Genomic DNA, 25,169 nt, shown 5'->3' with positions numbered 1-25,169 from the left:
CGTGTCGATGCGCCTCATGCTGCTCCGACACGGCCAAACCCCCCACAACGTCGCCGGCGCCCTCGACACCGGGCGTCCGGGTGCCCCCCTGACCGTGTTCGGTCAGGGGCAGGCACAGGCGCTGCCCGGCGCGCTGCGCGGGCAGCGGATCTCGGCGATGTACGCCTCGGTCCTGATCCGCACCCAGCTCACCGCGGCCCCCCTCGCGCAGGCCCGCGAGCTTGGGGTCACCGTGCTGGAGGGCCTCGAGGAGATCACCGCGGGCGACCTTGAGCTGCACACCGCCCAGGCGTCCGTCACCGAGTACCTCGACGTCATCGGCAGTTGGATTCACGGCGATCTGGGCCGTGCGATGCCCGGCGCCGACACCGGGCACGCGTTCGTCGACCGTTATGACGCCGCCCTCGCGTCCATCTCGGCCGCGCACGACGACCACGACGGGGTCGTCGTCGTCAGTCACGGTGCCGCGATCCGAGCCTGGGTCGGCATCCGGGCCGCCGGCGTCGGTTCGGTGGAACATCGCTGGCTCGCGAACACGGGAATGGTCACCCTCGAGGGCAGCGCCGCGACCGGCTGGACCTTCGTGGACTGGCACGCCCAGCCGCTGGGTGGCTCCGTTCCCGCCGACGTGGCCGCCCACGACGTCACCGGCGCCCCGATCCCCGAGTCCGTCACCGAGAACTAGGCACCGTCCCTGCCTCGTTCGACCCCGGTCATCAGCACGTCGGTCATCGCCTGCCCTCCGGCGGCGATGCGTCCTCCGGTGGCGATACGTGTCCGCCAGTGGCGATGCGTCCGCCGGTGGCGGTCGGCCCGCGGCTCTCGACGGTCCTGCTCAGACCTGGCGGGCGACCCACTGATCGATCGCGGCCACGGCGGCGGACGGGTCCTCCAGCATCCAGAAGTGGCCCAGCCCCGCCAGCCGCAGGACGTCCGCGCCAAGCGCCCGTGCCACCTCGTCGGAGCGGGCGGCGTCGTCGAACAGATCCGCGGTCGGCTGAAGCACCAGTCCCGGTCGGGTCGAGGGACCAGACGATGCCGCCGCCCAGCCGGTGTGCACGTTCGGCACCGCCGACCGGTAGAGGTCGAGGATGGCCGCCGCCATCGTCGCGTCGAAACGCGCGGCCATCTTCCGACCCTCGGCGGCCGGAACCCCGAACTGGACAAGCTGGGCGAAAAGGTTAGCCGGGTCGTCGAAGGAGGTCGCGAGCGTCTTCTCCATCCACCGCTCACCGTCGCCCGGGGTCTGCCAGAGCCGCGCGAACTCGTGCCACCCGTAGTCCGGATGGGAAACAGCGGCGACGTCGACAGCCCAGCTGCGCACCCGATCCGGATACGCCGTGGCGATCCGCAGGACCAGCAGCGATCCCCAGTCGTGGCCGATCACATCGAGGGGACCTGGGATCGACTCGAACTGCCGGAGTATCCAGTCGACCTGGGCATCCCGCCCAGCGGTGAAACCGGGTGGCGGGGCCGACCCGAAGCCGGCGAGTGTGACGGCCACCGACGGCGCGTCAAGCCGAACCCGAACGGCGTCCCAGACATCCGCCGTCTCCGGCACACCATGGACGAGAACGACGGTCACAGCGCCCATTATCCACCACGGTCCCCCCCGCACCATCGTCGCATCGCCGAACAGCCGCTGGTTATCCGGCCGCCACGCGGGACGCTGGAGATGGGCCAGACACCGCCGACCCGCACCAGGGGACGGAAGCAGTTCCACCGAAGCTGTTGTTCACTCGATCCGGAGTCCGGAGATCGCCCGCGAGATGATGAGTTCCTGGATCTGCTCGGTGCCCTCGTAGATGTCCATGATCTTCGCGTCCCGGTGCCACCGCTCGACCGGGAACTCGCGGGTGTAGCCGTAGCCGCCGAGGATCTGGATGGCGCGTTCGGTGACCCACACCGCGGTTCGGCCGGCATACAGCTTCGACATCGACCCCTCCGCGTTCTGGTACGTCCCGTTGTGGGCGAGCCAGGCCGCCCGCCAGGTCAGCAGCCGGGCCGCGTCGATCTGGGTGCACATGTTGGCGAGCATGAACGCGATGGACTGTTTCATGATGATCGGCTGGCCGAAGGCGCGGCGTTCCTTGGCGTAGTCGAGCGCGTATTCGTAGGCGGCTCGGGCGACACCGAGAGCCTGGGCGGCCACGGTGGGGCGGGTGGCTTCGAAGGTGGCCATGGCCGGCTGCTTGCCGGAGCGCTCGCCACTGGGCCGTACGAGCGCCTCCCGAGCGCGGGCCAGTTTCGCGTCGAGCTTCTCCTTGCCTCCCAGCAGGTGCGAACCTGGCACCCGCACGCCCTCGAGAACGACCTCCGCGGTATGGGAGGCCCGAATGCCGTGCTTTCTGTACTTCTGGCCCTGACTCAGGCCGTCGACCCGGGGAACGACGAAGCTCGCCTGCCCCTTGCTGCCCAGGTTCTTGTCGACGGTGGCGACGACGACGTGGATGTCGGCGATGCCACCGTTGGTGATCCACGCCTTGGTGCCGTCCAGGACCCACTCGTCGGTCCTCTCGTCGTAGACGGCGCGGGTACGCAGGGAGGAGACGTCCGATCCCGCGTCCGGCTCGGACACGCAGAACGCGCCGAGCCGGACGTCGTCGGCGGTCCCATAGCACTGCGGGACCCATTCCATGAGCTGCTCGGGAGTGCCGTTCGCCGCGATGCCGGCGGCCGCCAGCGCGGAACCCATGATGGCCAGGCCGATACCCGCGTCGCCCCAGAACAGTTCCTCGACGGCGATCGGCAGAGTGAGGCCGGTCGGGTCACCAAAGGTGCCGTTGCTGACGAAATCCACACTGTAGAGACCGATTCTGGCGGCTTCCTGTACCACCGGCCACGGGAACTCCTCGCGCTCGTCCCACTCGGCGGCCACAGGGCGCATCACGTCCACCGCGAAGTCGTGTACCCATTTCTGCAGTGCACGCTGGTCATCGTTCAGCGAAACAGAGAAGTCGGTCATCTTCGACCTCCGGTCGACAGGTTTGCACTGACAGTTCATGTGACGGCGGAACGTGTGACGGCAGAGGTTCGGCGGTAACAGTGTGGCGGTCGCTCGCCGGCGTGCCTTCCTACCTGCTCGTCGCCAGTCCGCCATCCACCGGGATGACCGCGTGCCGGGTCAGGTGATGGAGGGCCGCCTTGCTCGCGGAGTGGGCACAGGTAGGCCCGACCGGAACCGTCAGCCCGTCGATGCCGCCGACGTTGACGATGCGGGCCGGGTCGTCGTCCGTGGCCGCCGCCTCGACCGGCCCGGTCTGGAGCAGACCGCGCGCCATCATCATCCCGATGCCGCGGGTGCCGCCGGTGACCACCGCCGTCCGGCCGGTCAGGTCGAACAGGTCCACCCGTCGTCCTCCTCGTCGATCGACACGACAACGGCCGTCAGCAGGTGACAGCCGGCCCGGTCTCCCGCCAGACCAAGGAGTCGCACCGGGTGGTGGACGATCGTGGTCAGACCCGCTTCGAGGCGGTGCGTCACTGGTGTCAGCGACGTCCGCGACCGAAGTCACAGCTTGTATACCAATGTGCCGGTTATGCGGGCAAGCAGAAGGAACCGTCGCGGGACGTCGTCCCGTGAGTGCGGCCTGGCACGACCCGTGCCACCGCAGTCCGATCTCCTCGCAAACCTGCCTGGTCGCCGGATCCGGCTTCGACCAGAACACTTCGATGGGGGCATCACCCGTTCGACGACTGTCACCCGACCCGTCGTCTACTCACACCACGCCACGAAAGAAGGCGTCCTTCTCGCCGGCGTTCGCCGAGCCCGCGAGAAACTCGAAGGCCTCCTGGACGCGTTGGACGTCAACGGGATCTCGACCAGGCCACCCGAACCTTTTCCGTCTTCCCCGCGCATCGCCGAACGGCCGCGGTCATCCGGCCGCGAACGCGCCCACCCGCCGAAGATCGCGAACCAGTGCGTCGACCAGGTCTCGGGTCACGTGCCGCATCGTGAACAGATGGGCACAGGGTCGCCGCTGCCCGCGGACGTGGGTCGTCTCGTACGACAGCGAGTACTTCTGGACGATCCAGGGGGCGGGCCGGCGGAAGCGAACGGTGAGCGAGAACGGGCTGCGTGCGACCCACAGGTCAAGGCCCAGCGCCGTTTCGAGCGCCCGCAGACTGCTCTCGGCGTACGCCGCCATCCGGTCGCATTCGGCCGCCCACCGGGCCTGGTCGTCGTAGGAGTGACGGGCCAGATAGTCCCACATCAGCAGCGGCGAGAAACCGTTGCGCGATCCGGCGAGCGTCGTGTCGGATGAACCCGTGTACTCCACCTCCCGCGGCGGAACCATCTGGAATCCGGTACGGGTCATGAAGATTCCGCACGGCCAGGGCGCCCCCATCCACTTGTGGCCGCTCGCGGTGATGGAGTGCACCGTCGGCAGGCGGAAGTCGAACACCGGGGGTGCCGCCGCGACCAGGCCGGCTCGACGGGCCATCTCCAGATAGGGCGCGTAGCCGGCGCCCAGAGCACCGTCGACGTGGACCCAGTACCCGGTGCGCAGATCGAAACCTCCGGAACCGTCCTGCTCCTCGGCGGCGCGGTCATCGTGGCGGCCGCGGTGGTCGTGGTGGACGGGGCGTTCGTCCAGGCCGTGTTTCGCGCAGATCTCGTGCACCGTCCTCGACGCGACCTCCACATCGTCGTAGGCGCCCTTGAAGGTCGAGCCGTAGTTCAGGTTGACCAGGATCGGAAATCCGCGGGACGCGAAGAAATCCACGAGTACCGCCAGGCAGTCGATGTCGATCGTGCCGTCGCCGTCGGCGCCACCGAGCGACGGCACCTCCGCCGGCCAGGGGGTGCCCGGGGCCAGCGGGTTCTCGTCCGGAAACCAGCGGCGGCCGACGTCCTGGAAGGTGTCGACACCCAGCAGTCTGGTCGCCTTCGTCAGCGAGTAGTGCGTGTCCTGCGAGTAGAAGATGACCGGGTGGTAGCTGTTCGACCTCGGCCCGGCCGGATCGCCGGCCGGGCCGTACCGGCCACCGCCAGACGACCACGAGTCCTGTCCCGAATGCAGCATCAGCTGCCCCGACAGGTACTCCCGGGCGTTCCACAGGCCGTACAGGTTTCCTTCGCTGGCGCCCATCGTCAGCGAATATCCCCAGTAGGATTCGGGGTCGTCCCGGCGATGCGGCCATCTGGCGTTCCAGAGGGAGGCGAAGTAGTCGAGAACCGCCCGCTCGAGGATCTTCGAGTTGTGGGTGTAGGCGCCGCTCTGGTATGGATCACCGACATTGTTGAGAGCCAGGCCGAGGTAAGGGCCAAGCCGCTGCTGGTAATCCAGGTCGCCGCTGACCTGGAAACCCACCGAGACCCGGCACTGCTGCTCCAACCAGGAGCGAAAGTGGTTCTCCGCCGCCGCGTACTGCTCTTCGGTGAGCCCGCTGGCCGGTAGCTGGAACTGGCCGTAGGGGATCTCCGGGATGCTGGCATAGCTTCGGCGCGGGTCGCTGCTGGGCGGTGTCACATCAGGTGGGCCGGACATCAGCGAGAGCCCGCCGAAGGAGTTCCGCCAGGGCTCGTCCGCCGGTCCGAAGGCGATCTCGGGAACGCCTGGCCCCGGGTCCGCATGAGGTTCTGGCATCGTCGCGCTGTCCGGTCGAGCGTCTCCCGCCTCCCGTGTGATCACGCCGCCGGCGGATCCGGTGCGCGCCAGACCGGGTAGAGGGAGGGTCCGCCGGCCGGTAGCACGATCTCGTCGCCGACCCGCCGCAGGCCCATCTCCAGCCACAGGTCGCGGTTCTGCGGGCTCGATGCCTCCGCGTACAGGCCGCAACCCCGCAGTTCCTCCAGCTTCAGCAGGGCACGTATGAGCAGAACGGCCCGCCCGACCGCGGCTGGCTCCGGACGCGCGGCGGCGAACATCACGTGGTAGTGGGCCGGCAGGCCCGGCGGGTGCTGATCATCGAGGGCGCGCATCAGCGCGACGGCCCGTTCACCGCACTCGCCGCAGGCGTCGGCCAGCCGCTGGAAGTACCGGGTCTGTTCCAGCTCGCTCAACGCCGGTTCACCGGGCGGCGACCACACGGCGACCGCGGCGTATTCCGGTGCGACCCCCACCTGCCCGCCGTGTTCGAGCAGGAGCTCGGTGGTGATCCGGAAGAAGGCGGCCATCGATTGTTCGCGGTTCGCGGCGGCCGGTGGAAAAGCCCAGTTCAGGATCGGGTCCGGGTCGAATGCCCGGGTGAGGGTGTCGACCACGGCTGCCATGTCCGGCGTCGCGGTGATCAGGACCGAGTTTCTCCGTGGTCTGCGGGCGTGACTGACACTCGTCGTCGGCGTGGCCATCTCGGCACCTCTTCCTGCGACCCGTGAACCGGGTTTCCGGGACCTGTGGACCGGACCGGGAGAAGACGGCGCCCTGTCGCCGGGAACCGGCGTTTCTCCCGCAGCCGTGGTCAGTGTCGCACCGGCACCGGTATCGGCCACAAACCACCAGAGGACAGCCATGGACCGATAAGTCTTCGGAATACCAGCCGGTATTCCTTGACAGTGCGCCCGAACACCCGGACCAGGCGCCTCCGTGCGGCTCGGGACAGCGGGCCGAATATTTTTTCACATGCCGAGACGCGGATATCAGTGATTCACCACACAGGTTGCACGCCGGCAGAATCCGAGCATACCACCGGTGAACTCTGCGGATTCCCGACGGCCACCTCGATGGCTCCGATGTCGCATTATGCTGTTCCCCTATGGCCCGATAGACAGATCGGTGTGGCCGCGCCGGCGGCCAGGGCGCAGCATCGGTCGGGGAACGTCATCCGGCGTTGACGGGAGCACAGCTGGTGTCCACGCGAGATCTCTACACGCAGACCCCCGAAACGGACCGCTGGGCCGCCGGTGCCGGCGGCCACCCTGTTTTCACCTGGGAATACGATCCCGAGCGCGGCAGGCTGCTCGACCTGTACCAGAAGGGCAAGGACCGGCAGTGGGACTCGACCACGCGGATAGACTGGGATCTGCCGGTCGACCCCGAGGATCCGTTGGGTATTCCCGACGAGGCGAACGTCCTGTACGGAACGGACCACTGGAACCGCATGTCGGCCACCGATCGTACGCAGGTGCGCCGGCACGCCGCCGCCTGGCAGTTCTCCCAGTTTTTGCACGGTGAGCAGGGGGCGCTGATCTGCGCGGCGCGCATCGTGGAGACCTCCCCCGGTCTGGACGCGAAGCTCTACTCCGCCACCCAGGTGGTCGACGAGGCCCGGCATGTCGAGATCTACACCAGGTTCCTGCACGAGAAGATCGGCCTGCTGTACCCGATCAACGACAGCCTTCAGGGCCTGCTGGCCGACAGCCTGAACGATTCCCGGTGGGACCTGCCGTATCTGGGCATGCAGGTCCTCATCGAAGGTCTGGCGCTCGCAGCCTTCGGTCTGATTCGGGATGCCACGACACAGCCACTCGCGAAGCAGCTGCTCACCTATGTCATGCAGGACGAGGCCCGGCACGTCGCCTTCGGACGCATCGCGTTGCGCGACTACTACCGGCAGCTCTCCGACGCCGAACTCCGGGAACGCGAGGAGTTCGTGATCGAGGGCTGCCACCTGATGCGTGACCGCATCCAGGGTCTCGAGGTCCTGGAGAACCTCGGCCTGCGCACCGACGAGGCCCGGCGGATCGTCGAGGCCAGCGAGACGATGCGGCTCTTTCGCACGCTGCTGTTCGCCCGGGTCGTCCCGTGCGTGAAGGACATCGGGCTGTGGGGCCCGCGGCTGCGGCAGGCCTACCTCGACCTGGGCGTCCTTGACCTCGGCGACGCCGACCTGGACCTTCTCATGGCCCAGGACGACGCCGCCGCCGAGGCACTCGACGTCGCACGCGTCCACGCGGCGCAGGAACAACGAGTCGCCGAGGTGCACGCGACCATCGCCGCCGGCCAGAACGGCAGCGCCGCGCCCGGGCCGCCTACCGCTGGACGGTGGCGGTGAGGCGGGCGTAGCCGAGGACGTGGCTGGACAGGGTGAAGCCCACGACGGCGGGCGGCGTGGTGGGTGCCAGGGCGAGGCTGGGAACGTCCAGGGCGTAGACGGTGAACTGGTAGTGGTGGGCGATGTCGCCGACCGGCGGGCACGGCCCGAAGTAGCCGGCGACACCCGCGTCACCGGTGCCGGACACCGCGCCGGACGGCGGTGTCACGCCGAGCCGGGTGGCGGAGGCGGGAATGTCCCAGACCAGCCAGTGCCAGAAGCCCGAGCCGGTGGGTGCGTCCGGGTCGAACAGGGTCACCGCGTAGCCACGGGTACCTGCCGGCGCCCCGGTCCAGCCGAGCCGCACCGGCTGGTTGGGGTTGTCGCAGCCGAATCCGTTCGCCCAGTGGGTGGCCGGCAGCGCACCGGGCCTGCGGCGCCAGGAGGTCGCGCAGCTGGCCGCGGTCAGCATCGACTGGTACATCCGGTTGGAGCAGGGACGGGTGGGCATCCCGGGCGCCGAGGTACTGGATGCGATCGCCCGCGCCCTGCTGCTGTCACCGGCCGAACGCCGCCACCTGCACCTGATCGGCCGCGGCGAGGCACCCATGATGGACGCGGCCGTGCCTGTCCCGGTCAGCGACTCGCTGCTGGCCCTGCTCAACGGCATGCCGCTGCTGCCCGCCTACCTCACGGATTTCCGCTGTGACATCCTCGCCCGCAACGCCGCCGCGGCGGCACTGTTCGGTGAGAACTTCGGTATCGGCGAGGCGGCCAACAGCGCCTGTCTGATTTTCCTGGACCCACGGACCCGGGAGACCCAGCTCGACTGGACACGCATCGCGCGGGAGACCGTCGGGAACCTGCGCGCCGATTTCGCCCGTCACCGCGAGGACGCCCGACTGGCGGAGATCATCGCACGCCTGCGCCAGGAAAGCGCCGAATTCGCCGCCTGGTGGGACGACCACACGGTCAGGGAACGCTCCCACGGTGTCAAGCGCATCCGCCACCCGGTGGCCGGTGAGATGACCGTCGCCTCTGACATTCTCGCCACCCTCGGCGACTCCCACCAGCGCCTGTTCGTCGTCACACCGGTCGACGCGGCGACCGAGCGCGCCCTGCGCGCCCTCATGACCGACCACGGCCGAACCATGACCGGACGGCCACCCCGCGCCACCCAGGAAACAGCCGCCGCACCCGCCCAGGCCAGGATGCCCGGGTAGATCACGGGTCGGTGTACTTCTTCGACCGCAGCATCACCTGGGCGTCGCGGGAAAAGCCCCCGTCTTCTCCGGTGGCGGCGAGGCGGGCGGCCGGTGGTCGCCATACCCGCCGCGTGCCGGTGGCGGGTAGTCGTAGCGCGAGTCGCGCCTGTCGCCATAGCCGTCGGGCCGATAGCCCCGGTTGTCGTACGAGGACATCTGGCGGATGGCCTACGTGCGCGGCCCGGAGGGAATCATCGTCTCCCTGGCCGAGCGGATCGGCTGACCCGCGGCTGGACACCCATGCCCGCCGCCCAGCGGTTGTTACCTGGTCGTCGTCGGTGAACCGGCCGACGGTTCCGATCATGTCGGCGAGGACCCGCTGATCGAAGTCACCGCGACATGCCGCCGGCGGGCCGTCAGCCCGCTGTGCCGTGGGCCGCCGGTGGGGTCTGGGTGCGGGTCTGGCGGCTCGTGCCAGCTCCGGTGTTCGGGTTGGCGTCGCGTCCGAGGCGCAGCGCGGAGACGAGGAAGAAGATGCCGCCGAGCAGGGCGTAACCGCCCAGGTTGCGCACCGAGTCGTGCGACGAGGCGGCCTGGAGGAGAAACGAGATCCCGGCGACCGCGGAGAGGGCGCCGCTGGCGATCATCGACCACTGGCCGCCGAGGGCGGCGCGCCGCGACAGCGCGACGACGAGCTGGACCAGGCCCGCGACGATGGCCCAGACTCCCCACACCCGCAGGACGGCCGGAACACCGGAGGCCGCCGCGAAGGCCAGCCCGACGGCGGCGATCCCACTGATCGCGATGTTGACCTGGAGTCCCCGGGCGGAGCGGCTCGCCCGGCAGGAGCGGGCATCGACGATGGCGGCGCCCACGTCGAACAGCGGGTAGATCACGAGCAGGGTCGCGCTCACCGGCCCGATGCTCGACCCGGTCAGAAACATCACCACGGCCCAGACCAGAGCGAACCCGAAACGGAGAAGGTAGAGCCTGCGCAGCGCCTGCGCGACGGCGCCGAGGTCGGCGGACGGGGCGGTGGTCGTGGTCACAACAGTTCCCTCCTGGAAGAAAGACCGTTCTCTCTTGCGGCGCAAGCCTGGCACGATGCCTCCTTGACCGCAAGACCGATCGTTCTTTCCGCTAGGGTTGCGCGATGGCAGCACGGACCCGCCTGGCGCAGGACGACCCGAACGCGAGCTCCTCGGGGCGGCCGGAGCGATCCGAGGCACGGGAGCGGCTGCTGTCCACGGCCAGCAGGCTGTTCTACCGGGAGGGCATCCGAGCGGTCGGGGTCGAGCGGATCCTTGCCGAGGCCCCGGCCACGCGGGCGACGTTCTACCGGCATTTCCCTTCGAAGGAAGACCTCGTGCTCGCCTACCTGCGCGGCGTCGATGCCGGCACGCGGGCTGGCGTGCGGGCCGCCGTCGAGGCCGCGCGGTCTCCGGCCGACGCGCTGCGCGCGATCGGGACCGCCGTCGCCGACAACCTGGCCGCGCCGGAGTTCCGCGGCTGTGCGTTCCTCAAGGCCGCCGCCGAATACCCCGACCCCGACGACCCGGTGCGCCAGGTGATCCTCGAACACCGAACCTGGTACGCGACCACACTCACCGAGCTCTTCACGCAGGTCTTCGGGGACTCCCCCCGACGAGGCAACCCCGAGCACGCCGCACGGCATTTCGTCCTGATTCGCGACGGCGCCATGTCCGGCGCCCACCTCGACGGCGTCGACAGCGTCGGCGACGCGTTCCGCCGCGGCGTCGAGGGCCTGCTCACCCTCCTCCACTGAATGTGAGGAACGGGGAATCCGGCGGGCGCGGTCGGCGAACAGGCAGGAGCCGCCTCGGCGAGGCAGACAGTCGCGAGCATGGAACAGTGCCCAGGCAACGGGGGACGTATGGCCTGGGCTGGAGCCACGGGACGTCGAGGACAGGACGCCGGGTCGACGGGCGCGGCGATACCGCAATGCGCCCGGGCCAGCTGAAGTGATGCCGCGCCGACTCGCTGACCTCGGAATCCTGGCGTATACGACGGAGGCCAGCGGCGAGCCGGCGCGCGGTTCTCGGCCGCGAGCCGCGCTGTTCCCGTCTGGGCCTCGCGGTGGTCGTGTTCATCGGGAGGCGGGGCCGGGACTCGTTCGTCACAGGCCGAACTGCTTCTTCACGCCGTCGAGGAAGGTGTCGTCGGTGGCGGCGGCACGGCTGGCCACCAGCTCGGCGGCGTAGGGGCCCGCGGTGTAGCGGAGCTGGTTCGTGCCGTCGGTGGCCGCCTGGAAGATCGTCTCGGCGACGACCTCGGGTGCGTCGCCGCCGGCACCCAGCTGTGCCTGGGCGGTGAGGAACGCCGCGACGACGTCGCGGTACTCGGCGAGGTTCTCGTCGTTCGTGAAGTCGAACGAGCGGCCGCCGAAGTCGGTGTCGACGAAGCCAGGCTCGATGATCTTGACCTTGACGCCGATGGCGGCGAGCTCGAAGTGGAGTGCTTCGCTCAGCCCTTCGACGGCGAACTTGGTGCCGTGGTACAGGGTGCCGAGCGGGAACGTGACCTTTCCGCCGATCGACGAGATGTTGACGATGGTGCCGCCGCGGTGGGCGCGCAGGTGAGGCAGCACGGCCTTGGTCGTCTCGATGAGGCCGAGGACGTTGACCTCGAACTGCCGGCGGACCTTGTCCATCGGCGTTGCCTCGAGCAGCCCGTAGGCGCCGTACCCGGCGTTGTTGACGAGCACGTCGATCGCGCCGAACCGGTCGAGGCCGGCGTCGACCGCCGAGGAGATGGAGGTCGGGTCCAGGACATCGAGCCGGGTGACGAGGACGTTGTCGAGCCGGGTGAGCTCGGTCTCGGCCTCGGGGGTGCGCATCGTGGCGATCACGTTCCAGCCCCTGGCGTGGAAGTGCTTCGCGGTGGCCTTGCCGATGCCGCTCGAGCTTCCGGTGATCAGAGTCGTCTGGGTCATGGTCATCTCCTGGGTGTCAGCCCGGCCTCGTCGGTCGGTGCCATGTCCCTGACGGTAGGGACCACAACCGCCGGTGTGACTCGCAGAACACGCCAGAGGACCTGCTGATCCCGCCAACCTTCGGACGGGTTCCCCCGTGCGATCGGTGATCCCACCGGGTCGGAGGCGGCGGCGGATGCACCCCTAGGCGGGAGGCAGAGCGCGCGGGCGTGCGGCGTGTTCGGCCCGCACTGAGTCGGGGGTGCACCCCGTCCACGTGCGAAAGGCCCGGTAGAAGGAGTTCGTGTCGTCGTAGGCGAGCAGGTAGGCGATCTTGGCGATGCCGAGCGTGCTGTCCGTGAGGTAGTGACGGGCGAGCTGTTCGCGAGTGCCGGTGAGCACGGCCTGGTAGCTGGTTCCCTCGGCCTGAAGCTGGCGTTGCAGGGTGCGGGAACTGGTGGCGAGTTCGCGGGCCACCGTGGTCATCGCGCTGTCGCCCGCAGGAAGGATCTCGTGGAGCACGGCGCGCACCCGGTCCGCGGTGTTGGCCGCGGCCTGGAGATCGGACAGTCGCCGGCGCAGCTCGGGAGCGAAGAAACGCCACATGGGCTCGTCCTCGGTGAGGAAAGGTCGCGTGGCGTCCTCGGGTGCGAAGGTGATCGAGTCGGCCCTGCCCCTGCGGACCTGCACACCAAAGAAGTTCGAGATCTCGTCGGAGGCCTCCGGCGGCCGGCGGGCCGCGACGCGCACGGCGTGGACCGCGTGGCGGGTGCCCAGCCGCGCAAGCGCCACGAAGAAGGCGAGCTCGGCGATGCTCAGCAACCGCGGCGGGTTCGTACCCGGCGGCCAGTTGAAGGTGATGGTCAGGCCGCGTGGGCTCCTGACCACATCGAGGACGGTGGGCGCGATGAGCGGCTTGAACGTCGCGATCCGCTCGGCCGCACTCGCCAGGTCGGGACTGCACAGCGCGGCGAACAGCGGCGGGTCGAAGACCTCAGCCGAGATCGCCCGTCCGATCCGCACCGCCAGGTCGGGGTCCCCGGTTTCGGCGTCAAGCGCCTCCCAGAAGCGGTAGTACTCGTCGGTGGTCAGCCTGGCCGGCCCGTCACCGAGAAGCCCCGCCGGCAGCCGCGCCCGCCTGAGCACGCGCCCGAGCGAGGCTCCGATGTCATGCAGGAGCGCGCGAACACCGGGATCAAGAGTGAAACGCTCGGTGGTCATCGCCTGCACCGTAGCAACGGCGCCGCGGCGATCCCTCGTGCACCGGTTCACCCGCACCCGCACCCGCGCCGGTGGCGGTGCTCGGACCGCGGAAGCGCCTGGCGTTTCTACTGGTAGCGGGGCCGTCCCAGGTGAACGACCCCTCTCGTCGGTGGACCTCCATCTGCGCCGACCGAGGTGCTCGGCGCCCTCCGCGTCTCTCGGCATCGGCACCACGTCAGCGCCATTCGACACCGCGTCGACCGACAGACACAGGTCGGCTTGTCCGGGTAGCAGCGTCACCGACTCGAATCCATCACGCTTTGTGGTGTCTGGGTGGCCCCGACCTCAGAGCCGCGGGCCGCTTCCTGGTCCGGCTCCGGCATCGAATCTTTCTTCTTGCCGACAACAGGCAAGGTCAACAGCAGCACAGCCGCTCCGAGGAGTGCGACGACCGAGATCCATCCCGCACCAACGTGCATGGCATGGATAAAGGCATGATCAGCATCCTGAGAAAGAGTTGGCCGATGGATGGCAGTGGCGACGTGGCGGGCCTGTTCGGCGGACACTCGCGCCTGATCCCGCGCTGGAGCCGGTACACCTGTCAGCGAAGGTTCGATCGCGCGTCGATACGTGATCGACATAATCGTGCCGCCTACGGCGATGCCGATCACACTGCCCGTTTGTCGCACAGTGTTGGTGACCGCCGATCCTGCACCAGCCTGTTCCAGCGGCAGCTTGCCGATCAATGCCGCCGTGACGGGGCCGATCACCATACCGATCGAGAGGCCCTGTACCAGCAGCAGGATCTCGATCCAGGCGAGTGGAGTTCGCAGCCCGAGAAACCCGTACCCGCTCATGGTCAGCGCGGCCACGGTCAGAGCTGGCACGGCGACAAGACGTAGCGACAGGAGGCGGACCAGGCGCGGAGCGAGGAGCGCCCCCGTGAGCGCGCCGAGCGCGGTCGGGATATTGGCCAATCCGGCCTCCATCGGTGAGAATCCGAGCGCTCCTTGCAGATAGAACGCGTTGTAGAAGGTTATGGCAGCCACACCAAAAAGCAGTAGCCCAAGCGCCGCGTTTCCGCCACCGAACATGCGTTGCGCGAGCAGTCGAGGATCAAACATGGGCGTCTTGGCACGCAGCTCAACAAGTACGAAAACGGCCAGCAGAACCAGACCGGCAAGGATCGGCGCCCAGACATCGGTGCGGCTCCAGGCAGCCACCTGCCCCGCCCGGATCAGCCCGTAGGACAATGCCACGAGCCCACCGACCGAGAGCAACATTCCGGTCGGGTCCAATGGCCGCCGAGTGGGGCTGCGGAAATTCGGCACCAGCACCGCGAGCCCGACAAGCGCCAATGCCGCGACCGGGACGTTGACCAGAAAGACCGAGCCCCACCAGAAATGATCGAGCAGGAGCCCAGCCAGCACCGGGCCAGCAGCCATTCCGACACCGGCCGACGTCGAGAAAACGCTGACCGCGGCAGCCCGCGCGGGGCCGGTGAAGGTCCACGTAAGGATGGCCAAGCTGGCGGGCGTGATCAGCGCACTACCCACCCCCATCGCAGCTCGAGCTGCGATCAGCTGGCTCGCATCGCTTGCGTACGCCGCCCCCAGCGAGGACCCGGCGAAGATCACCAGTCCACCGGAAAACACAGTCCGGTGACCGAAGCGATCGCCCAGCGCTCCTGCGGTGAACATCAATGTGGCGAAGACCAGGGTGTACGAACCGGTCGCCCATTGCAGCTGACCGGGATTGGCCCCCAGCCCGCGGACCGGATCGGCAAGGGTCTCCAGCGCAGCGCTCAGGACTGTATTGTCCAGCCAAATCAGCAGCGAAGACAACATGAGAACGACAAGAATCAAATTCTGCTTGAGCTTCGACAATACTGGAGGCGTGGCCATGAACACCTTCGGGCATCGATCATCAAGGACCTTAATGGCCGAACCATAAGCAAGATCCACGGCGCTGTCAAGTTTGTGTTTTCTTGCCAGGACCGTTGCAACAGAACGGAACCTATGCCCTCTGTCAGGTTTACAGGAGAGGTACTTTTGTGCCCTTCGGCCAATGTGCGAGCGGAAGGATTTCATGAACCCGGAGAGTGGCGACCGGGCAGATTTCATGCCTCCGGAGAACTGCCGAACCATGTCCTGCCACCCCAGCCCGGCAGTGCTCTGCTGGACCCGCGTCGACCACCCACCTCACGCTGACGAGGTGATTCAGCATCGGCTCCGCAGGGCCCACGGTCCGGCCGAGCAGCAGGAGTCCAGCGCGACCACGGGTGCCGGCCCACTCGGAAGCATGCAAGGAGCGGAGGCACGCTCGGGAACGCGTGACCTTCCCTGTCGATGACGTGGCACCCAGCGCCGACCGGTTGCTCACCGGGGCGCAGCACGGTTTAGGTGTGTTGTTCGGCCGGGGCGACAGCACCGAACACGAGACGGGCCGAGTGCGGGCCGCGGAACAAGTCGAACAGGCGGATGCGCGTGCCGCCCGCGTCCACGACGGGGGTGACGGGGGCACGGTCTCGGGTGACGAGCGGGCCGGTGACGTCCGGAGCACGGTAGGTGATATCGAGGCCGAAGCCGTCCTCGCCGCGCTTGTATGCGTCCGGATCTTCCTGCCGGTACTGCTCCAGCAGAGCGGTGCTGACTCCGATGGACGCGCGCGGCGACAGTACGCGGCTCGCTCTCACAGGTGTCAATCATGGTCTCGGCCGCCAGTTTCCAGTCGAGGCTGTAGGCGTCCTGCACGCCGGTGTTCATGCACTGCCCGCCTGGTCGGCGGGTGGACGTGGGTCCTTCTACACGCACTTCGCGGGCAAGGAGGACCTGCTTGCGGGGCTGCTACAGGAGGTCGCCACGGCCAGCGACGAGTGCGCCAGCATGCCGGCGCACTCGTCGGACTTCTCCGACCCCGACGCGATCCGGTACCACATCGCCACCTACTGGCACGTCCACCAGGAGCACGCCGCGACGATACGCACGCTGAGCAGGCCGCGCTGGTCGACGAGGGTTTCGCCCGGACCCTGCGCGAGTTCCGTCGCACCCGGTTCGACGACATCCGCGACCTCGGAGAAATCCAACTGCCAGACCTGACACGGATCCGGTCGGCGGCCCAGCGAACACTGCCTTGCGGGCTTTCACGAGCTCACGCCGTTCGCTCTGGTGGTCGACCGGCTGGAGCAGCCCGCGGCGACATAACGCCCGCTCAACCGACGACACCGACGCGAGGTGACCATCGACGGCCATCATCACGTGGATCTTCCGATGACCCGGGCAGGCCAGTCCACGGGACGATGATCAGTCACTTTCGCGCGACCGAACCAGCACCTGCTGTCGCACGCGAGACAAAAATAATCGATCAACGTTGCCTCGCAGCAGACTCTCCGGTTGATCCTGGATGCATTGATCGGGAATCGCGGAATTTGATCTCACGCGCAATCTGGGGCCCTACCAGGAAACCTGGGAGGGGGACAGGAGGGCCGAGACATGATTATCGCCCGCCCGGTACTCCCATCAATCAATTCCCGGGAACCAGCAGATCTCCAATCCGCTAAGGAGTGGCGAATCCAATGTGGCACATCGAAACCATATCTACCCGAACGGGCGAGCAGGGCGCGATTTGGGGAGGTTCGGGTAACGCAGTGGGCCCTCGGCCACTCGGCGACCGGCTTGGCCCACAAGGAGCAGCTTATATCGTATCGGCAGGCGACCTCGGTTCGCTGACAATTGAGGACACCGGCGCGGGCCCGAACTCCCGAACCTGGTCGCTGCTGGTAAACGGAAAGCATCAGTATCTGTACCGCGACGAGGGCATGCTGAAGATCAGCATCGACGCCGCGAACGTGGCAACCATCGCAGGTGGTACCGCGCCGCTCTCGGTTCCCCTGCTGCGAGAGATGGACGAAACAGGCCCGCTCACTCAGCAGATCATGAAGCTCGTTTCCACCGCACCCAGTCTCTACCCGGTATGGAACAGCGACCCAATGACCCTGATGTTTACCGCCGGTTTCCCGAAGTCCTCAATGATCAATCTCCGCGAGGGGATCGGCGGCGCTCCGGACTGCTGTACACAGTTCATGGCTTGGCTCAAGTCGGTGCAGTTCACGGCCGGGTGGGAAACGGATGCGGAAGCCAGCAACTGGCTCGGCTGCGCACTCTGCAAAGGACTCATTGTTGGCGCCGCTGCCGCAGCATTTGTGGTCGTCGCCGCAGCGTGCATAGCGGCCGGACCCGTCAGCACACCGGCCATTATCGCACTGCTCGAGACGTCGAGCTCGATTGCCGCACTTGCCAGCGCCGGAGGAATGACCGTAGAGGGGGTGGCCAACATGGCGGTAGGAGTATTCTTCGCCGCGGGCGCTACGGCGTTCGTGATGTCGATAATTGATTCAATATGCGCCGATACGGGAGCGTGCAGCAAATCATCGGAGCAGGCCCTTCTGGTCACGGGAATCGGGTCCAACATGGACGTAACGGGCAGGTAGACCGGAAGTTCGGCTCCGCGGCGGCGAACATCTGGTTGAGGCAGGGCAGCGCCCAACAGTCGTTACGGGTCTTTTCGGAGTGGTCCGCTGAGCTTCCACAGCCAGATGATCGAGCAGGCCAGAGTCAGGAACGCCTGATACATGTCGGCGCGGCGTTCCCAGCGGGTCCGGAACCGATGGAACCGCTGTGGCAAGGTCCTCAGATCCGACGCTCCAGGAGACGCTGCCAACGTAGACGCCGGAGACTCCAACGGGCCGAAGCCGACCCGACAAGCCACGCCCCCCGCCTCCACAGGGGCGCCGCAACCGTCCTACTGGCTACATCGCTCCCAAAGGGAGCGGATCGCCCGATGCCCACATTGGTGGAGGTAGCGGGAATCGAGCCCGCTCAGGACCGGGTCGGGCATGATCGATCGATGATGAGCCCTGCGAGCCCTCCGGGTTGGTGACCTGTGCCCGGTTCTGGCCCAACGTGAACTGGACCCTGGTCAATGACGCGCCAGACCGCGGGGAGTCTCCTATCGACGCCTCCATCAGCCAGCGGATCGACCTGAAACCAGGTGACCAACCTACCGGGACGGGCGAGATATTTCGCGACGCACTGAAAGGCACCATGAGTCTCGACAACATCATCGCGACGCCTCTTGGGCTGGAGCAAGAGGCCTCTACGACCATCATCACACCCCAGAATCGAGACAAATTCGGCTCACGCCGTACGGGTGCGCTTGGGACAACTATCACCAGTCAGGAACGCCGCATCTACGGCCTCCGGCCCCGGTGGCACCTGGATGCCCTGAGCGCCACCGGGCGATAGAGGGTCTCCCTGGTTCGCTCCGGCGGTCACCCCCCACCCTCACCTGCCAGAGGGCATATGCACCCCGACGTGCGGCCTGGCTGGCATGCCGACCAAACCAAGGCGATGGTGGTCAAGGAAGACGTAATGCAGCGAAGTAACGACCAAGAGCCAGACGAGCAGGCGGAGGACCGACTCGGCCGGTTTGTCAACGGCCCCGGTGACAGCATCGTCTACGGCCCGGATGGCAAGCCGTCGAAGCCCGGCGATCCGATCCCCGAACGCAGGAGCGAGCCGATGGCGGACGAGTGACCAGTGCGAGGTCGGCGGGGCGCCAGACGGGGGACAGGCCCCTGTCAACAGCTCCGCCAGCGTCCAGCCCGAACCCAGTGCGGCACGGGCGACGTCGAGCGCAGCTCGACAGCAGAAGGTTCGGGGGTCGTCCCCGAAAAGCATCGCGGCCCGCCGGGAAGCTGACTGACGGTCAGCGACCACGGCGGGCCGACTCGTGGACCTAACGCACCACAACAAGAACCAGACGATCTTGGTTCAGGGCCCCGAAATCACCGTCCGCCCGGTCGCCGCACGGCTTCTGACCAGGGACGACGCCCAATGAGCGCCGAGCTGGCGACATCATCCACGGATGCGAACACACATTCGGAACACCTGGCGGGTCCGGAGGCTTCGGTCCGTCTCGTGACCGTGATGGTGGGGATCGTGGTCGGGCTGACGTTCTTGTTCGGCTTCGGCAACGTCGCGACGCTCGGTATCCGTCTGGGCATTCCGACGGGCGAAGATTCCCACGTCCGTCTCTCAGGCGGGCAGGACGCCAGCTCGATCGACCGGAACGTCTCCAGATCGGGCCAACGTGGGTGCGCGGGAGCAAGACCTGCTCCACCGGTCCCGCGCCGAGGACGTCCTGCACTGGCAGAAATACCCGGCGTCGAGGTCGCCGACCGCATCCGCCAGATCCGACCAGGGATCAAGGTCCTCTACCTGACCGGCTACGACCAGAGGACACCCGCCAGAAACGGCATTCCGAAACAAGCCGTGAACCTCCTTGTCAAGCCCTTACGAGGCCGGTCGGATCCCGCACAGCGACGCAGCGGACCTGGTCGACGAGCACCAGTAGATCACTCTTTCGACCATCGACGAAGACGACCGGCTCGGCTACGGGTGCGGACGGAGCTGGGCGGCGCGGCGGGTGAGGTAGCGCTGTTCGGGCAGACTGGCGGTCATTTGTGCGGCTCGTAGGTAGGACTCTCGAGCGGCGTCAGGGTCGCCGGCCTGCTCCAGAAGATGCGCGCGGACGGCTTCGAGGCGGTGGCTGTGGGCGAGTCGGTCGTCGGTGTCGAGAGTACCGAGCTCGACGAGGCCGGCGGTCGGGCCGTGGACCATGGCGACGGCGACGGCGCGGCTGAGGGTGGCAAGGGGTCCGGGAGCGATCTGTCCGAGCACGTCGTAGAGGGCGAGGACCTGTGGCCAGTCGGTGTCGGCGGCGGTCGGGGCCTCGTCGTGGAGGGCTGCGACGGCGGCCTGGACCTGGTACCGGCCGACCGGTCCGACGCCCAGCGTCCGGGTGAGCAACGTCTGCCCTTCGGCGATCGCTGCTCGGTCCCACAGGTCCCTCTGCTGGTCGGCGAGGGGCACGAGGGAGCCGTCGCGGTCGGTTCGCCCCGCGCGGCGGGCGTCAGTGAGCAGCATCAGCGCCAGCAGCCCCGCGGCCTCGCCCTCGTGGGGCAACAGTTGGTACAGCAGACGGGTGAGCCGGATCGCCTCGGCGGTCAGGTCCACCCGGATCAGGTCCGGTCCCGACGTGGCTGTGTACCCCTCATTGAAGATCAGGTACAGCACGCGCAGGACCACCGCGAGCCGGCTGGCCCGGTCGGCGGAGGTGGGTAGTTCGAGCTGGGCGCCCGTGTCGCGGATGCGTCGTTTGGCTCGGCTGATCCGTCGGGCCATGGTGGCCTCCGGTACGAGGAGCGCCGAGGCCACCTGCGCGGTGCTGAGGCCACCGACCGCGCGGAGGGTGAGTGCGAGCTGTGACGGTTGCGACAGGGCGGGGTGGCAGCACAGGAACAGCAGGACGAGCGTGTCGTCGGGGTCGGCTGCGGGCGGCTGGCGGGTCGGGTCGAGCGCGGCGGTTGCTTCGCGGCGGCGTCGGGCGCTGTCGCTGCGCCAGTGGTCGACGAGCGACCGGGTGGCGACGGTGGTCAGCCATGCTCGGGGCCGGTCCGGGACGCCGTCGACGGGCCATTGCAGGGTGGCGGCGAGCATCGCCTCCTGGACCGCGTCCTCGCAGGCGTCGAACTGTCCGTGGCGGCGGACGGGCGCGCCGAGGACGTGCGGCGCGAGGTCGCGCAGCAGGTCCTCGGTCGGCTCGGTCACGATCGCTCGCCTCACATCTGCTGGGGAGGCTCGTCCATGATTCGACGGACTTCCATCGGGTGTTCGGTGACTGCGACGACCTGCGAGGCGATCTCGACCGCCCGCTCGCGACCGCACTCGACGACCCAGTACCCGGCGAGAGTCTCCTTGATCTCGGCGAACGGGCCGTCGGTCGGCGTCGGCGCGCCGTCGGTGAACCGCACAGTCGTGGCTTGGGTCGGGTCGGTCAGGTGCCGGCTCTCGACGACCTCGCCGGACTCGCGCAGTTCACGGTCCGTCCGCATCATCGTGGCCTGCATCTCGGCGATCCACTCCGGGCTGCGATCCGCGAGGGAGGTACCTAGTCCACCGAACATCATGATCATGTATTTCACAGTGATTCCTTTCCGTCACGCGCCCCGGTCGTGGGCGCCAGCTCCCGGTCGGAGCAGCGGCCCGGATCTGGACATGCCGGCGCAAGATTTTCCCGCCCTGGCGTTTCTGCACGGCGATTCGGTGTAGCGGTGTCGGTTGTTGCCTCGACCGGTGTGCGGCGGTCCCCGCCCTGTCCGTGAGGGCGGGAGCGGCCGGCGGACGAGCGGAAGAACCGGTCGAAGATCCGGTCCAGCTCGCCGGGGGCGACCCCGGGGCCGCGGTCACGGACCTGGATCTCGACCCGGAGGCCGCCGCCGACGCTGTCCTGAGCCACCTCGACCTCAGCCACTTCGAGCTGGGCCAGGCTGACCTCGGCAGGGGTGCCGGGCGGAGTGTGGGCGCGGACGTTGGCGAGCAGGTTGCCGAGGACCTGCCGCAGCGCGTCGGGGTCGCCGACGGTCCGGCATCCGTCGGGTACGTCGGCGACCAGCGGCCGGTCCGGCTCGACGGCCGCCGCGTCCGCCACGGCATCCCGGACGATCTCCGAGACGTCGAGGCCCTGCGCCCGCCACTGCCGGCACAGGTCGAACCCGTCGGCATCGGGCAGCATCACGTCGAGCAGCAGCAGGTCGGGCCGGTCGGTGGTGACGGCGAACGTCGCCTCCGCGCCGCAGCTGGCGGTGGCGGTGGCGACCTCGAAACCGTGGAACCGCAGGGCCATCCGGACCATGTCGACGATGTTCGGCTCGTCGTCTACCACCAGCAGCCGTGGCGCCTGCCCGTTCCCGTCCACTCCCACCCTCACCCCTCCGTGCCGGCCTTCGCCCAACTCCGTGGCCTCGTTCCGGCTGAGGGCGGACGGCGCGGCCACGGATCGCCATTCCAACCGAGCGGCATGTGAGCTTCGTTCGAGGGATGCCGCGCGACCCGGTCACACGGTTCTCGCCGCCGGCTCACATCCGATTCGCAGGCGGGGCTGGTCTGCTGGCACCGCCGCGACGGAACCGTTCCGTCGGCGGCCCCCACAGCCTGGTCGGCGTCCCGCCGGCCTCCACCCTCCCAGGAGGCGCCATGCCCCGACATCGTCGGATCAGCCCGCGGGTCCGTCTCGGTGCCGCCGCCGTCGCCGGCGCGCTCGGACTCGCGACCGGCACCGTGGCCGTCGTGACCGGCCCGCCGTCCCCGGCCTCGGCCGCCACGTTCGCCGACGCGGCGAGCGAGCGGCCGAACATCGTCCTGATCCTCGCCGACGACCTGGACGCGACGACGTCGCCGTACTGGGAGGCGATGCCGCAGACGGCGGCGCTGGTCCGCGACACCGGCATGACGTTCTCGAACGGTTTCGCGCCGACACCGATCTGCTGCCCGGCCCGCGGCTCACTGCTGACCGGGAAATACGGCCACAACACCGGCGTGCTCACCAACAGCGGTGACGTCGGCGGCTGGGCGACCTTCGCGGCCAACGGCAACGAAGAACACACCGTCGCCACATCTCTCGAGGGCGGCGGCTACCGCACCGCGCTGGTAGGCAAATACATGAACGGCATCGAGGACGCACCGGAGCACATCCCGCCCGGCTGGTCGGAGTGGTACGGCAGCGTCGACAACAACTTCTACACCGGCTACAACTACGCGCTGAACGAGAACGGCCAGATCGTCCAGTACGGCGGGTCGGACGACGCGGCGAACTATTCCACCGACGTGGTGGCCGCGAAGTCGACCGACTTCATCAGCCGGGCGGCCGGCGACGACGTGCCCTTCTTCCTGTACGCCGCGCCCACCGCCCCGCACCTGCCGCTGCCGCCGGCGCCGCGGCACACCGACCATCCGTTCGCGACCGCCAGCGCGCCGGTCACCCCGAACTTCGACGAGGCGGACGTCTCCGACAAGCCGTGGTGGCTGCGAGCCAGTGCCGGTGAACGGTCAGCCCGGGTCGCGGCGATCAACGATCCCGATTACCAGGACCGGATGGGATCGTTGTACGCGTTCGACGACATGGTCGCCGGCATCGTCGACACGCTGCGTGAAACCGGCGAGCTCGACAACACCTACCTGGTCTTCACCTCGGACAACGGCTACAACCTGGGTTCCCACCGGCTGACCCAGAAGATGGCCCCCTACGAGGAGTCGCTGCGGGTGCCGATGGTGATCAGCGGGCCCGGTGTCCGGCCGGGGACCGACGCCCACATGGTGGCCGGTCTCGACCTCGCCCCGACGTTCCTCGACCTCGCCGGGGTGCCGGTTCCGGCGGACGTCGACGGCCAGTCGATGACGCCGCTGCTGCGCGGCGAGCAGCCCGCCTCTTGGCGGTCCGACCTGCTCGGACAGTACGCCGGGCCCGGCCTCGACGGCCAGGACGGCGTCATCCAGGAACAGGTCGAAGGCATCGCCGGCGTCTATCTCGACCTGCCGCCGTGGTCGGGCCTGCGGACCGATCAGTACCTCTACGTCCGCTGGTACGACCTCGACCGGAACCCGCAGGTCCATGAACGCGAGCTCTACGACCTGGCCAGCGATCCCTACGAGCTGACGAACCTGCTCGCCACGCCGGCAGGCGTGGCCGCCAACGCCCAGCTCGTCGCCCAGCTCGACGCCCGCCTCGACGTCCTCGCCACCTGCGCCGGAGCCTCCTGCCGAACCTGACCCGGCCCGGTCGTGCCGCCCGCGTCCAGGGCAAATCTCTGGGCGCGGGCCCGCGCCGGAAGGCCCTGCGACCTCGGAACCATCTCCCAGCAGCGGCAACACCGGGACCAGGACCCAGGGCTGCGGCAAGTTTGCTTGGTAGCGACTGGTGGGCCGTGCTGAGGGTTTCCGGTGGTTCCGGGTGGCGGGTTGGTGCCGGTGGGCGGGACCCGAAGGAGAGCGGGCATGACCCTCGGGTGATCATGGAGGTTCCTACGCCAGCCTGATCATCCCCGAGGCGCCATGCCCGCCGCACCATTATCGTCGTCTGCCCCTGTCCTGGATCAGCTGGCTACCGCGGTGCCAGCCGGTGGCCGACCGGTGCCGCCGGCGGATCTGTTCGCCGTGTTCGAGCTGGTCGCCGACCCACGGAAACGCCGGGGCCGCCGCCATCGGCTGCCGGTACTGCTGACGCTGGCGACGTGCGCGGTGCCCGCCGGGGCGCGCTTGTTCGCGGCGATCGCCGAGTGGGCCGCCGACGCGAAGACCAACGAGATCCCCCTGGTCAAGGACCTGCTGGCCGGACTGGACCTGACCGACACGGTGGTCACCGCCGACGCGCCGCACACCCAGGACGACACCGCCGCCTGGCTCCTCGAGCGCGACGCCCACTACCTGATGGTCGTCAAGGCGAACCGGCCGACCCTGCACGCCCAGCTCGCGGCCCTGCCCTGGACGAAGGTCCACACCACGTCGAGAACGACCAGCCGCGGCCACGGCCGCGCCGAACGCCGGACCGTGAAGGCGACCGAGATCCGTACCGGGACCGACTTCCCGCACGCCGTCCAGGCCGTCCGGATCACCCGCCGCCGCCGGTCGCTGACCAACGGCAAGGTCACCAGCGAGACCATCCACGCCGTCACGAGCCTGCCCTCCCACCAGGCCAGCCCGGCCCTACTCGCCGAACTCGCCCAAGGACACTGGGCGATCGAGAACCAGCTCCACTGGGTCCGCGACGTCACCTACGACGAGGACCACCACCGCGCCCGCACCGGCAACGCACCCCAGGTCATGGCCAGCCTCCGCAACCTCGCGATCACCATCCTGCACCTCACCGGCACGAACACCATCGCCCAGGCGCTACGCCACCACGCCCGCCGACCAGAACGACCACTCCAAACGATCAAGAGAGTCGGTTGCTAACCAGCAACTTTGCCGCCGCCCTGGCGTCACCCCGGTCTCCACTCCGCTGGGCGCCGAACACGA

23 protein-coding genes are annotated in these 25,169 nt (G+C 68.4%); 8 read left to right on the top strand and 15 right to left on the bottom strand.

Features of this window, described 5'->3' with window-relative positions; all coding sequences use genetic code 11:
* Positions 1 to 7: 7 nt before the first annotated feature.
* Complete coding sequence (locus MXD59_RS01865) at positions 8 to 685, top strand: histidine phosphatase family protein (RefSeq protein WP_248823166.1); 678 nt, start codon at positions 8 to 10, stop codon at positions 683 to 685.
* A gap of 150 nt (positions 686 to 835) precedes the next feature.
* Here the strand turns inward: MXD59_RS01865 and MXD59_RS01860 are convergent, their stop codons facing one another.
* From MXD59_RS01860 to MXD59_RS01840, 5 genes are all read right to left on the bottom strand, one after another.
* Positions 836 to 1,585 (bottom strand): alpha/beta fold hydrolase, encoded by a 750-nt coding sequence (locus MXD59_RS01860; RefSeq protein WP_248823165.1) that lies wholly within the window; start codon positions 1,583 to 1,585, stop codon positions 836 to 838.
* 150 nt (positions 1,586 to 1,735) lie between these two features.
* Positions 1,736 to 2,965, bottom strand: a complete 1,230-nt coding sequence (locus tag MXD59_RS01855) for an acyl-CoA dehydrogenase family protein (protein WP_248823164.1) — start codon at positions 2,963 to 2,965, stop codon at positions 1,736 to 1,738.
* 109 nt (positions 2,966 to 3,074) lie between these two features.
* Positions 3,075 to 3,350 carry a Rossmann-fold NAD(P)-binding domain-containing protein gene (locus MXD59_RS01850; RefSeq protein WP_248823163.1) on the bottom strand — a complete coding sequence of 92 codons (276 nt, stop codon included), beginning with the start codon at positions 3,348 to 3,350 and terminating at the stop codon, positions 3,075 to 3,077.
* A gap of 525 nt (positions 3,351 to 3,875) precedes the next feature.
* A complete protein-coding gene (locus MXD59_RS01845) occupies positions 3,876 to 5,591 on the bottom strand; it encodes a pyridoxal-dependent decarboxylase (protein WP_248823162.1) in 1,716 nt (571 codons plus the stop codon).
* A gap of 41 nt (positions 5,592 to 5,632) precedes the next feature.
* On the bottom strand, positions 5,633 to 6,217 hold the full coding sequence (locus MXD59_RS01840; protein WP_248823161.1) for a GNAT family N-acetyltransferase: 585 nt from the start codon (positions 6,215 to 6,217) through the stop codon (positions 5,633 to 5,635).
* Positions 6,218 to 6,792: 575 nt separating this feature from the next.
* Between MXD59_RS01840 and MXD59_RS01835 the strand changes: the two genes are divergently transcribed.
* Positions 6,793 to 7,938, top strand: a complete 1,146-nt coding sequence (locus tag MXD59_RS01835) for a ferritin-like domain-containing protein (protein WP_248823160.1) — start codon at positions 6,793 to 6,795, stop codon at positions 7,936 to 7,938.
* Here MXD59_RS01835 and MXD59_RS01830 read toward each other — a convergent pair.
* Entirely contained in the window at positions 7,916 to 8,428 is a 513-nt protein-coding gene (locus tag MXD59_RS01830; protein ID WP_248823159.1) for a YbhB/YbcL family Raf kinase inhibitor-like protein, read from the bottom strand. The genes MXD59_RS01835 and MXD59_RS01830 overlap by 23 nt on opposite strands.
* On the opposite strand from MXD59_RS01830, the gene MXD59_RS01825 reads away from it, so the two are divergent.
* Positions 8,328 to 9,140 carry a helix-turn-helix transcriptional regulator gene (locus MXD59_RS01825; RefSeq protein ID WP_248823158.1) on the top strand — a complete coding sequence of 271 codons (813 nt, stop codon included), beginning with the start codon at positions 8,328 to 8,330 and terminating at the stop codon, positions 9,138 to 9,140. The two genes, MXD59_RS01830 and MXD59_RS01825, sit on opposite strands and share 101 nt — an antisense overlap.
* A gap of 398 nt (positions 9,141 to 9,538) precedes the next feature.
* Here MXD59_RS01825 and MXD59_RS01820 read toward each other — a convergent pair whose 3' ends face one another.
* Complete coding sequence (locus MXD59_RS01820; protein WP_248815093.1) at positions 9,539 to 10,171, bottom strand: hypothetical protein; 633 nt, start codon at positions 10,169 to 10,171, stop codon at positions 9,539 to 9,541.
* A 104-nt stretch (positions 10,172 to 10,275) separates the two neighbouring features.
* Between MXD59_RS01820 and MXD59_RS01815 the strand changes: the two genes are divergently transcribed.
* Positions 10,276 to 10,908 (top strand): TetR/AcrR family transcriptional regulator, encoded by a 633-nt coding sequence (locus MXD59_RS01815; protein WP_248823157.1) that lies wholly within the window; start codon positions 10,276 to 10,278, stop codon positions 10,906 to 10,908.
* A gap of 351 nt (positions 10,909 to 11,259) precedes the next feature.
* On the opposite strand, the gene MXD59_RS01810 is transcribed toward MXD59_RS01815, so the two are convergent.
* The 5 genes from MXD59_RS01810 to MXD59_RS01790 all read right to left on the bottom strand — a co-directional run bounded on the left by MXD59_RS01810 (position 11,260) and on the right by MXD59_RS01790 (position 16,342).
* Complete coding sequence (locus MXD59_RS01810) at positions 11,260 to 12,075, bottom strand: SDR family oxidoreductase (protein ID WP_248823156.1); 816 nt, start codon at positions 12,073 to 12,075, stop codon at positions 11,260 to 11,262.
* Positions 12,076 to 12,258: 183 nt separating this feature from the next.
* Complete coding sequence (locus MXD59_RS01805) at positions 12,259 to 13,275, bottom strand: AraC family transcriptional regulator (RefSeq protein ID WP_248823155.1); 1,017 nt, start codon at positions 13,273 to 13,275, stop codon at positions 12,259 to 12,261.
* A gap of 278 nt (positions 13,276 to 13,553) precedes the next feature.
* Complete coding sequence (locus MXD59_RS01800) at positions 13,554 to 15,404, bottom strand: MFS transporter (RefSeq protein WP_248823154.1); 1,851 nt, start codon at positions 15,402 to 15,404, stop codon at positions 13,554 to 13,556.
* Positions 15,405 to 15,655: 251 nt separating this feature from the next.
* Positions 15,656 to 15,952, bottom strand: coding sequence for a hypothetical protein (locus MXD59_RS01795; RefSeq protein ID WP_248823153.1), 297 nt, complete (start codon positions 15,950 to 15,952; stop codon positions 15,656 to 15,658).
* A 249-nt stretch (positions 15,953 to 16,201) separates the two neighbouring features.
* Positions 16,202 to 16,342, bottom strand: a complete 141-nt coding sequence (locus tag MXD59_RS01790) for a hypothetical protein (RefSeq protein ID WP_248823152.1) — start codon at positions 16,340 to 16,342, stop codon at positions 16,202 to 16,204.
* A 489-nt stretch (positions 16,343 to 16,831) separates the two neighbouring features.
* On the opposite strand from MXD59_RS01790, the gene MXD59_RS01785 reads away from it, so the two are divergent.
* Together MXD59_RS01785 and MXD59_RS01780 are read left to right on the top strand one after the other, a co-directional pair.
* The gene (locus MXD59_RS01785; RefSeq protein WP_248823151.1) at positions 16,832 to 17,746 is read left to right on the top strand and encodes a hypothetical protein; all 915 of its coding nucleotides are present in this window, start codon (positions 16,832 to 16,834) and stop codon (positions 17,744 to 17,746) included.
* 871 nt (positions 17,747 to 18,617) lie between these two features.
* Positions 18,618 to 18,851, top strand: coding sequence for a hypothetical protein (locus MXD59_RS01780; RefSeq protein ID WP_248823150.1), 234 nt, complete (start codon positions 18,618 to 18,620; stop codon positions 18,849 to 18,851).
* 858 nt (positions 18,852 to 19,709) lie between these two features.
* Here the strand turns inward: MXD59_RS01780 and MXD59_RS01775 are convergent.
* The 3 genes from MXD59_RS01775 to MXD59_RS01765 are packed head-to-tail and all read right to left on the bottom strand — an operon-like array spanning position 19,710 to position 22,080.
* Positions 19,710 to 20,927 carry an RNA polymerase sigma factor gene (locus tag MXD59_RS01775; protein WP_248823149.1) on the bottom strand — a complete coding sequence of 406 codons (1,218 nt, stop codon included), beginning with the start codon at positions 20,925 to 20,927 and terminating at the stop codon, positions 19,710 to 19,712.
* 11 nt (positions 20,928 to 20,938) lie between these two features.
* On the bottom strand, positions 20,939 to 21,292 hold the full coding sequence (locus MXD59_RS01770) for a YciI family protein (RefSeq protein WP_248815160.1): 354 nt from the start codon (positions 21,290 to 21,292) through the stop codon (positions 20,939 to 20,941).
* Between the two features lie 5 nt (positions 21,293 to 21,297).
* On the bottom strand, positions 21,298 to 22,080 hold the full coding sequence (locus MXD59_RS01765; protein WP_308301617.1) for an ATP-binding protein: 783 nt from the start codon (positions 22,078 to 22,080) through the stop codon (positions 21,298 to 21,300).
* Between the two features lie 272 nt (positions 22,081 to 22,352).
* Here MXD59_RS01765 and MXD59_RS01760 point away from each other — a divergent pair, with 272 nt between their 5' ends.
* Positions 22,353 to 23,924 (top strand): sulfatase family protein, encoded by a 1,572-nt coding sequence (locus tag MXD59_RS01760; RefSeq protein WP_248823148.1) that lies wholly within the window; start codon positions 22,353 to 22,355, stop codon positions 23,922 to 23,924.
* Positions 23,925 to 24,284: 360 nt separating this feature from the next.
* A complete protein-coding gene (locus MXD59_RS01755) occupies positions 24,285 to 25,106 on the top strand; it encodes an ISAs1 family transposase (RefSeq protein ID WP_248823147.1) in 822 nt (273 codons plus the stop codon).
* Positions 25,107 to 25,169: the final 63 nt, after the last annotated feature.

This window comes from Frankia umida (genome assembly GCF_023242945.1).
In the GTDB taxonomy this organism is placed as follows: Bacteria; Actinomycetota; Actinomycetes; order Frankiales; family Frankiaceae; genus Frankia; species Frankia umida.
The sequence above is the reverse complement of the archived record's forward strand: the minus strand, read 5'-3'. Positions and strand labels throughout refer to the sequence as shown.

Bases quoted from the DNA above. Each gene is read 5' to 3' on its own strand.
- MXD59_RS01865 (WP_248823166.1), top strand. From the start codon at position 8: ATGCGCCTCATGCTGCTCCGACACGGCCAAACCCCCCACAACGTCGCC.
- MXD59_RS01855 (WP_248823164.1), bottom strand. From the start codon at position 2,965: ATGACCGACTTCTCTGTTTCGCTGAACGATGACCAGCGTGCACTGCAG.
- MXD59_RS01845 (WP_248823162.1), bottom strand. From the start codon at position 5,591: ATGCCAGAACCTCATGCGGACCCGGGGCCAGGCGTTCCCGAGATCGCC.
- MXD59_RS01840 (WP_248823161.1), bottom strand. From the start codon at position 6,217: ATGGCAGCCGTGGTCGACACCCTCACCCGGGCATTCGACCCGGACCCG.
- MXD59_RS01830 (WP_248823159.1), bottom strand. From the start codon at position 8,428: ATGCCCACCCGTCCCTGCTCCAACCGGATGTACCAGTCGATGCTGACC.
- MXD59_RS01815 (WP_248823157.1), top strand. From the start codon at position 10,276: ATGGCAGCACGGACCCGCCTGGCGCAGGACGACCCGAACGCGAGCTCC.
- MXD59_RS01810 (WP_248823156.1), bottom strand. From the start codon at position 12,075: ATGACCCAGACGACTCTGATCACCGGAAGCTCGAGCGGCATCGGCAAG.
- MXD59_RS01805 (WP_248823155.1), bottom strand. From the start codon at position 13,275: ATGACCACCGAGCGTTTCACTCTTGATCCCGGTGTTCGCGCGCTCCTG.
- MXD59_RS01800 (WP_248823154.1), bottom strand. From the start codon at position 15,404: ATGGTTCGGCAGTTCTCCGGAGGCATGAAATCTGCCCGGTCGCCACTC.
- MXD59_RS01785 (WP_248823151.1), top strand. From the start codon at position 16,832: ATGTGGCACATCGAAACCATATCTACCCGAACGGGCGAGCAGGGCGCG.
- MXD59_RS01780 (WP_248823150.1), top strand. From the start codon at position 18,618: ATGCACCCCGACGTGCGGCCTGGCTGGCATGCCGACCAAACCAAGGCG.
- MXD59_RS01770 (WP_248815160.1), bottom strand. From the start codon at position 21,292: ATGATCATGATGTTCGGTGGACTAGGTACCTCCCTCGCGGATCGCAGC.
- MXD59_RS01760 (WP_248823148.1), top strand. From the start codon at position 22,353: ATGCCCCGACATCGTCGGATCAGCCCGCGGGTCCGTCTCGGTGCCGCC.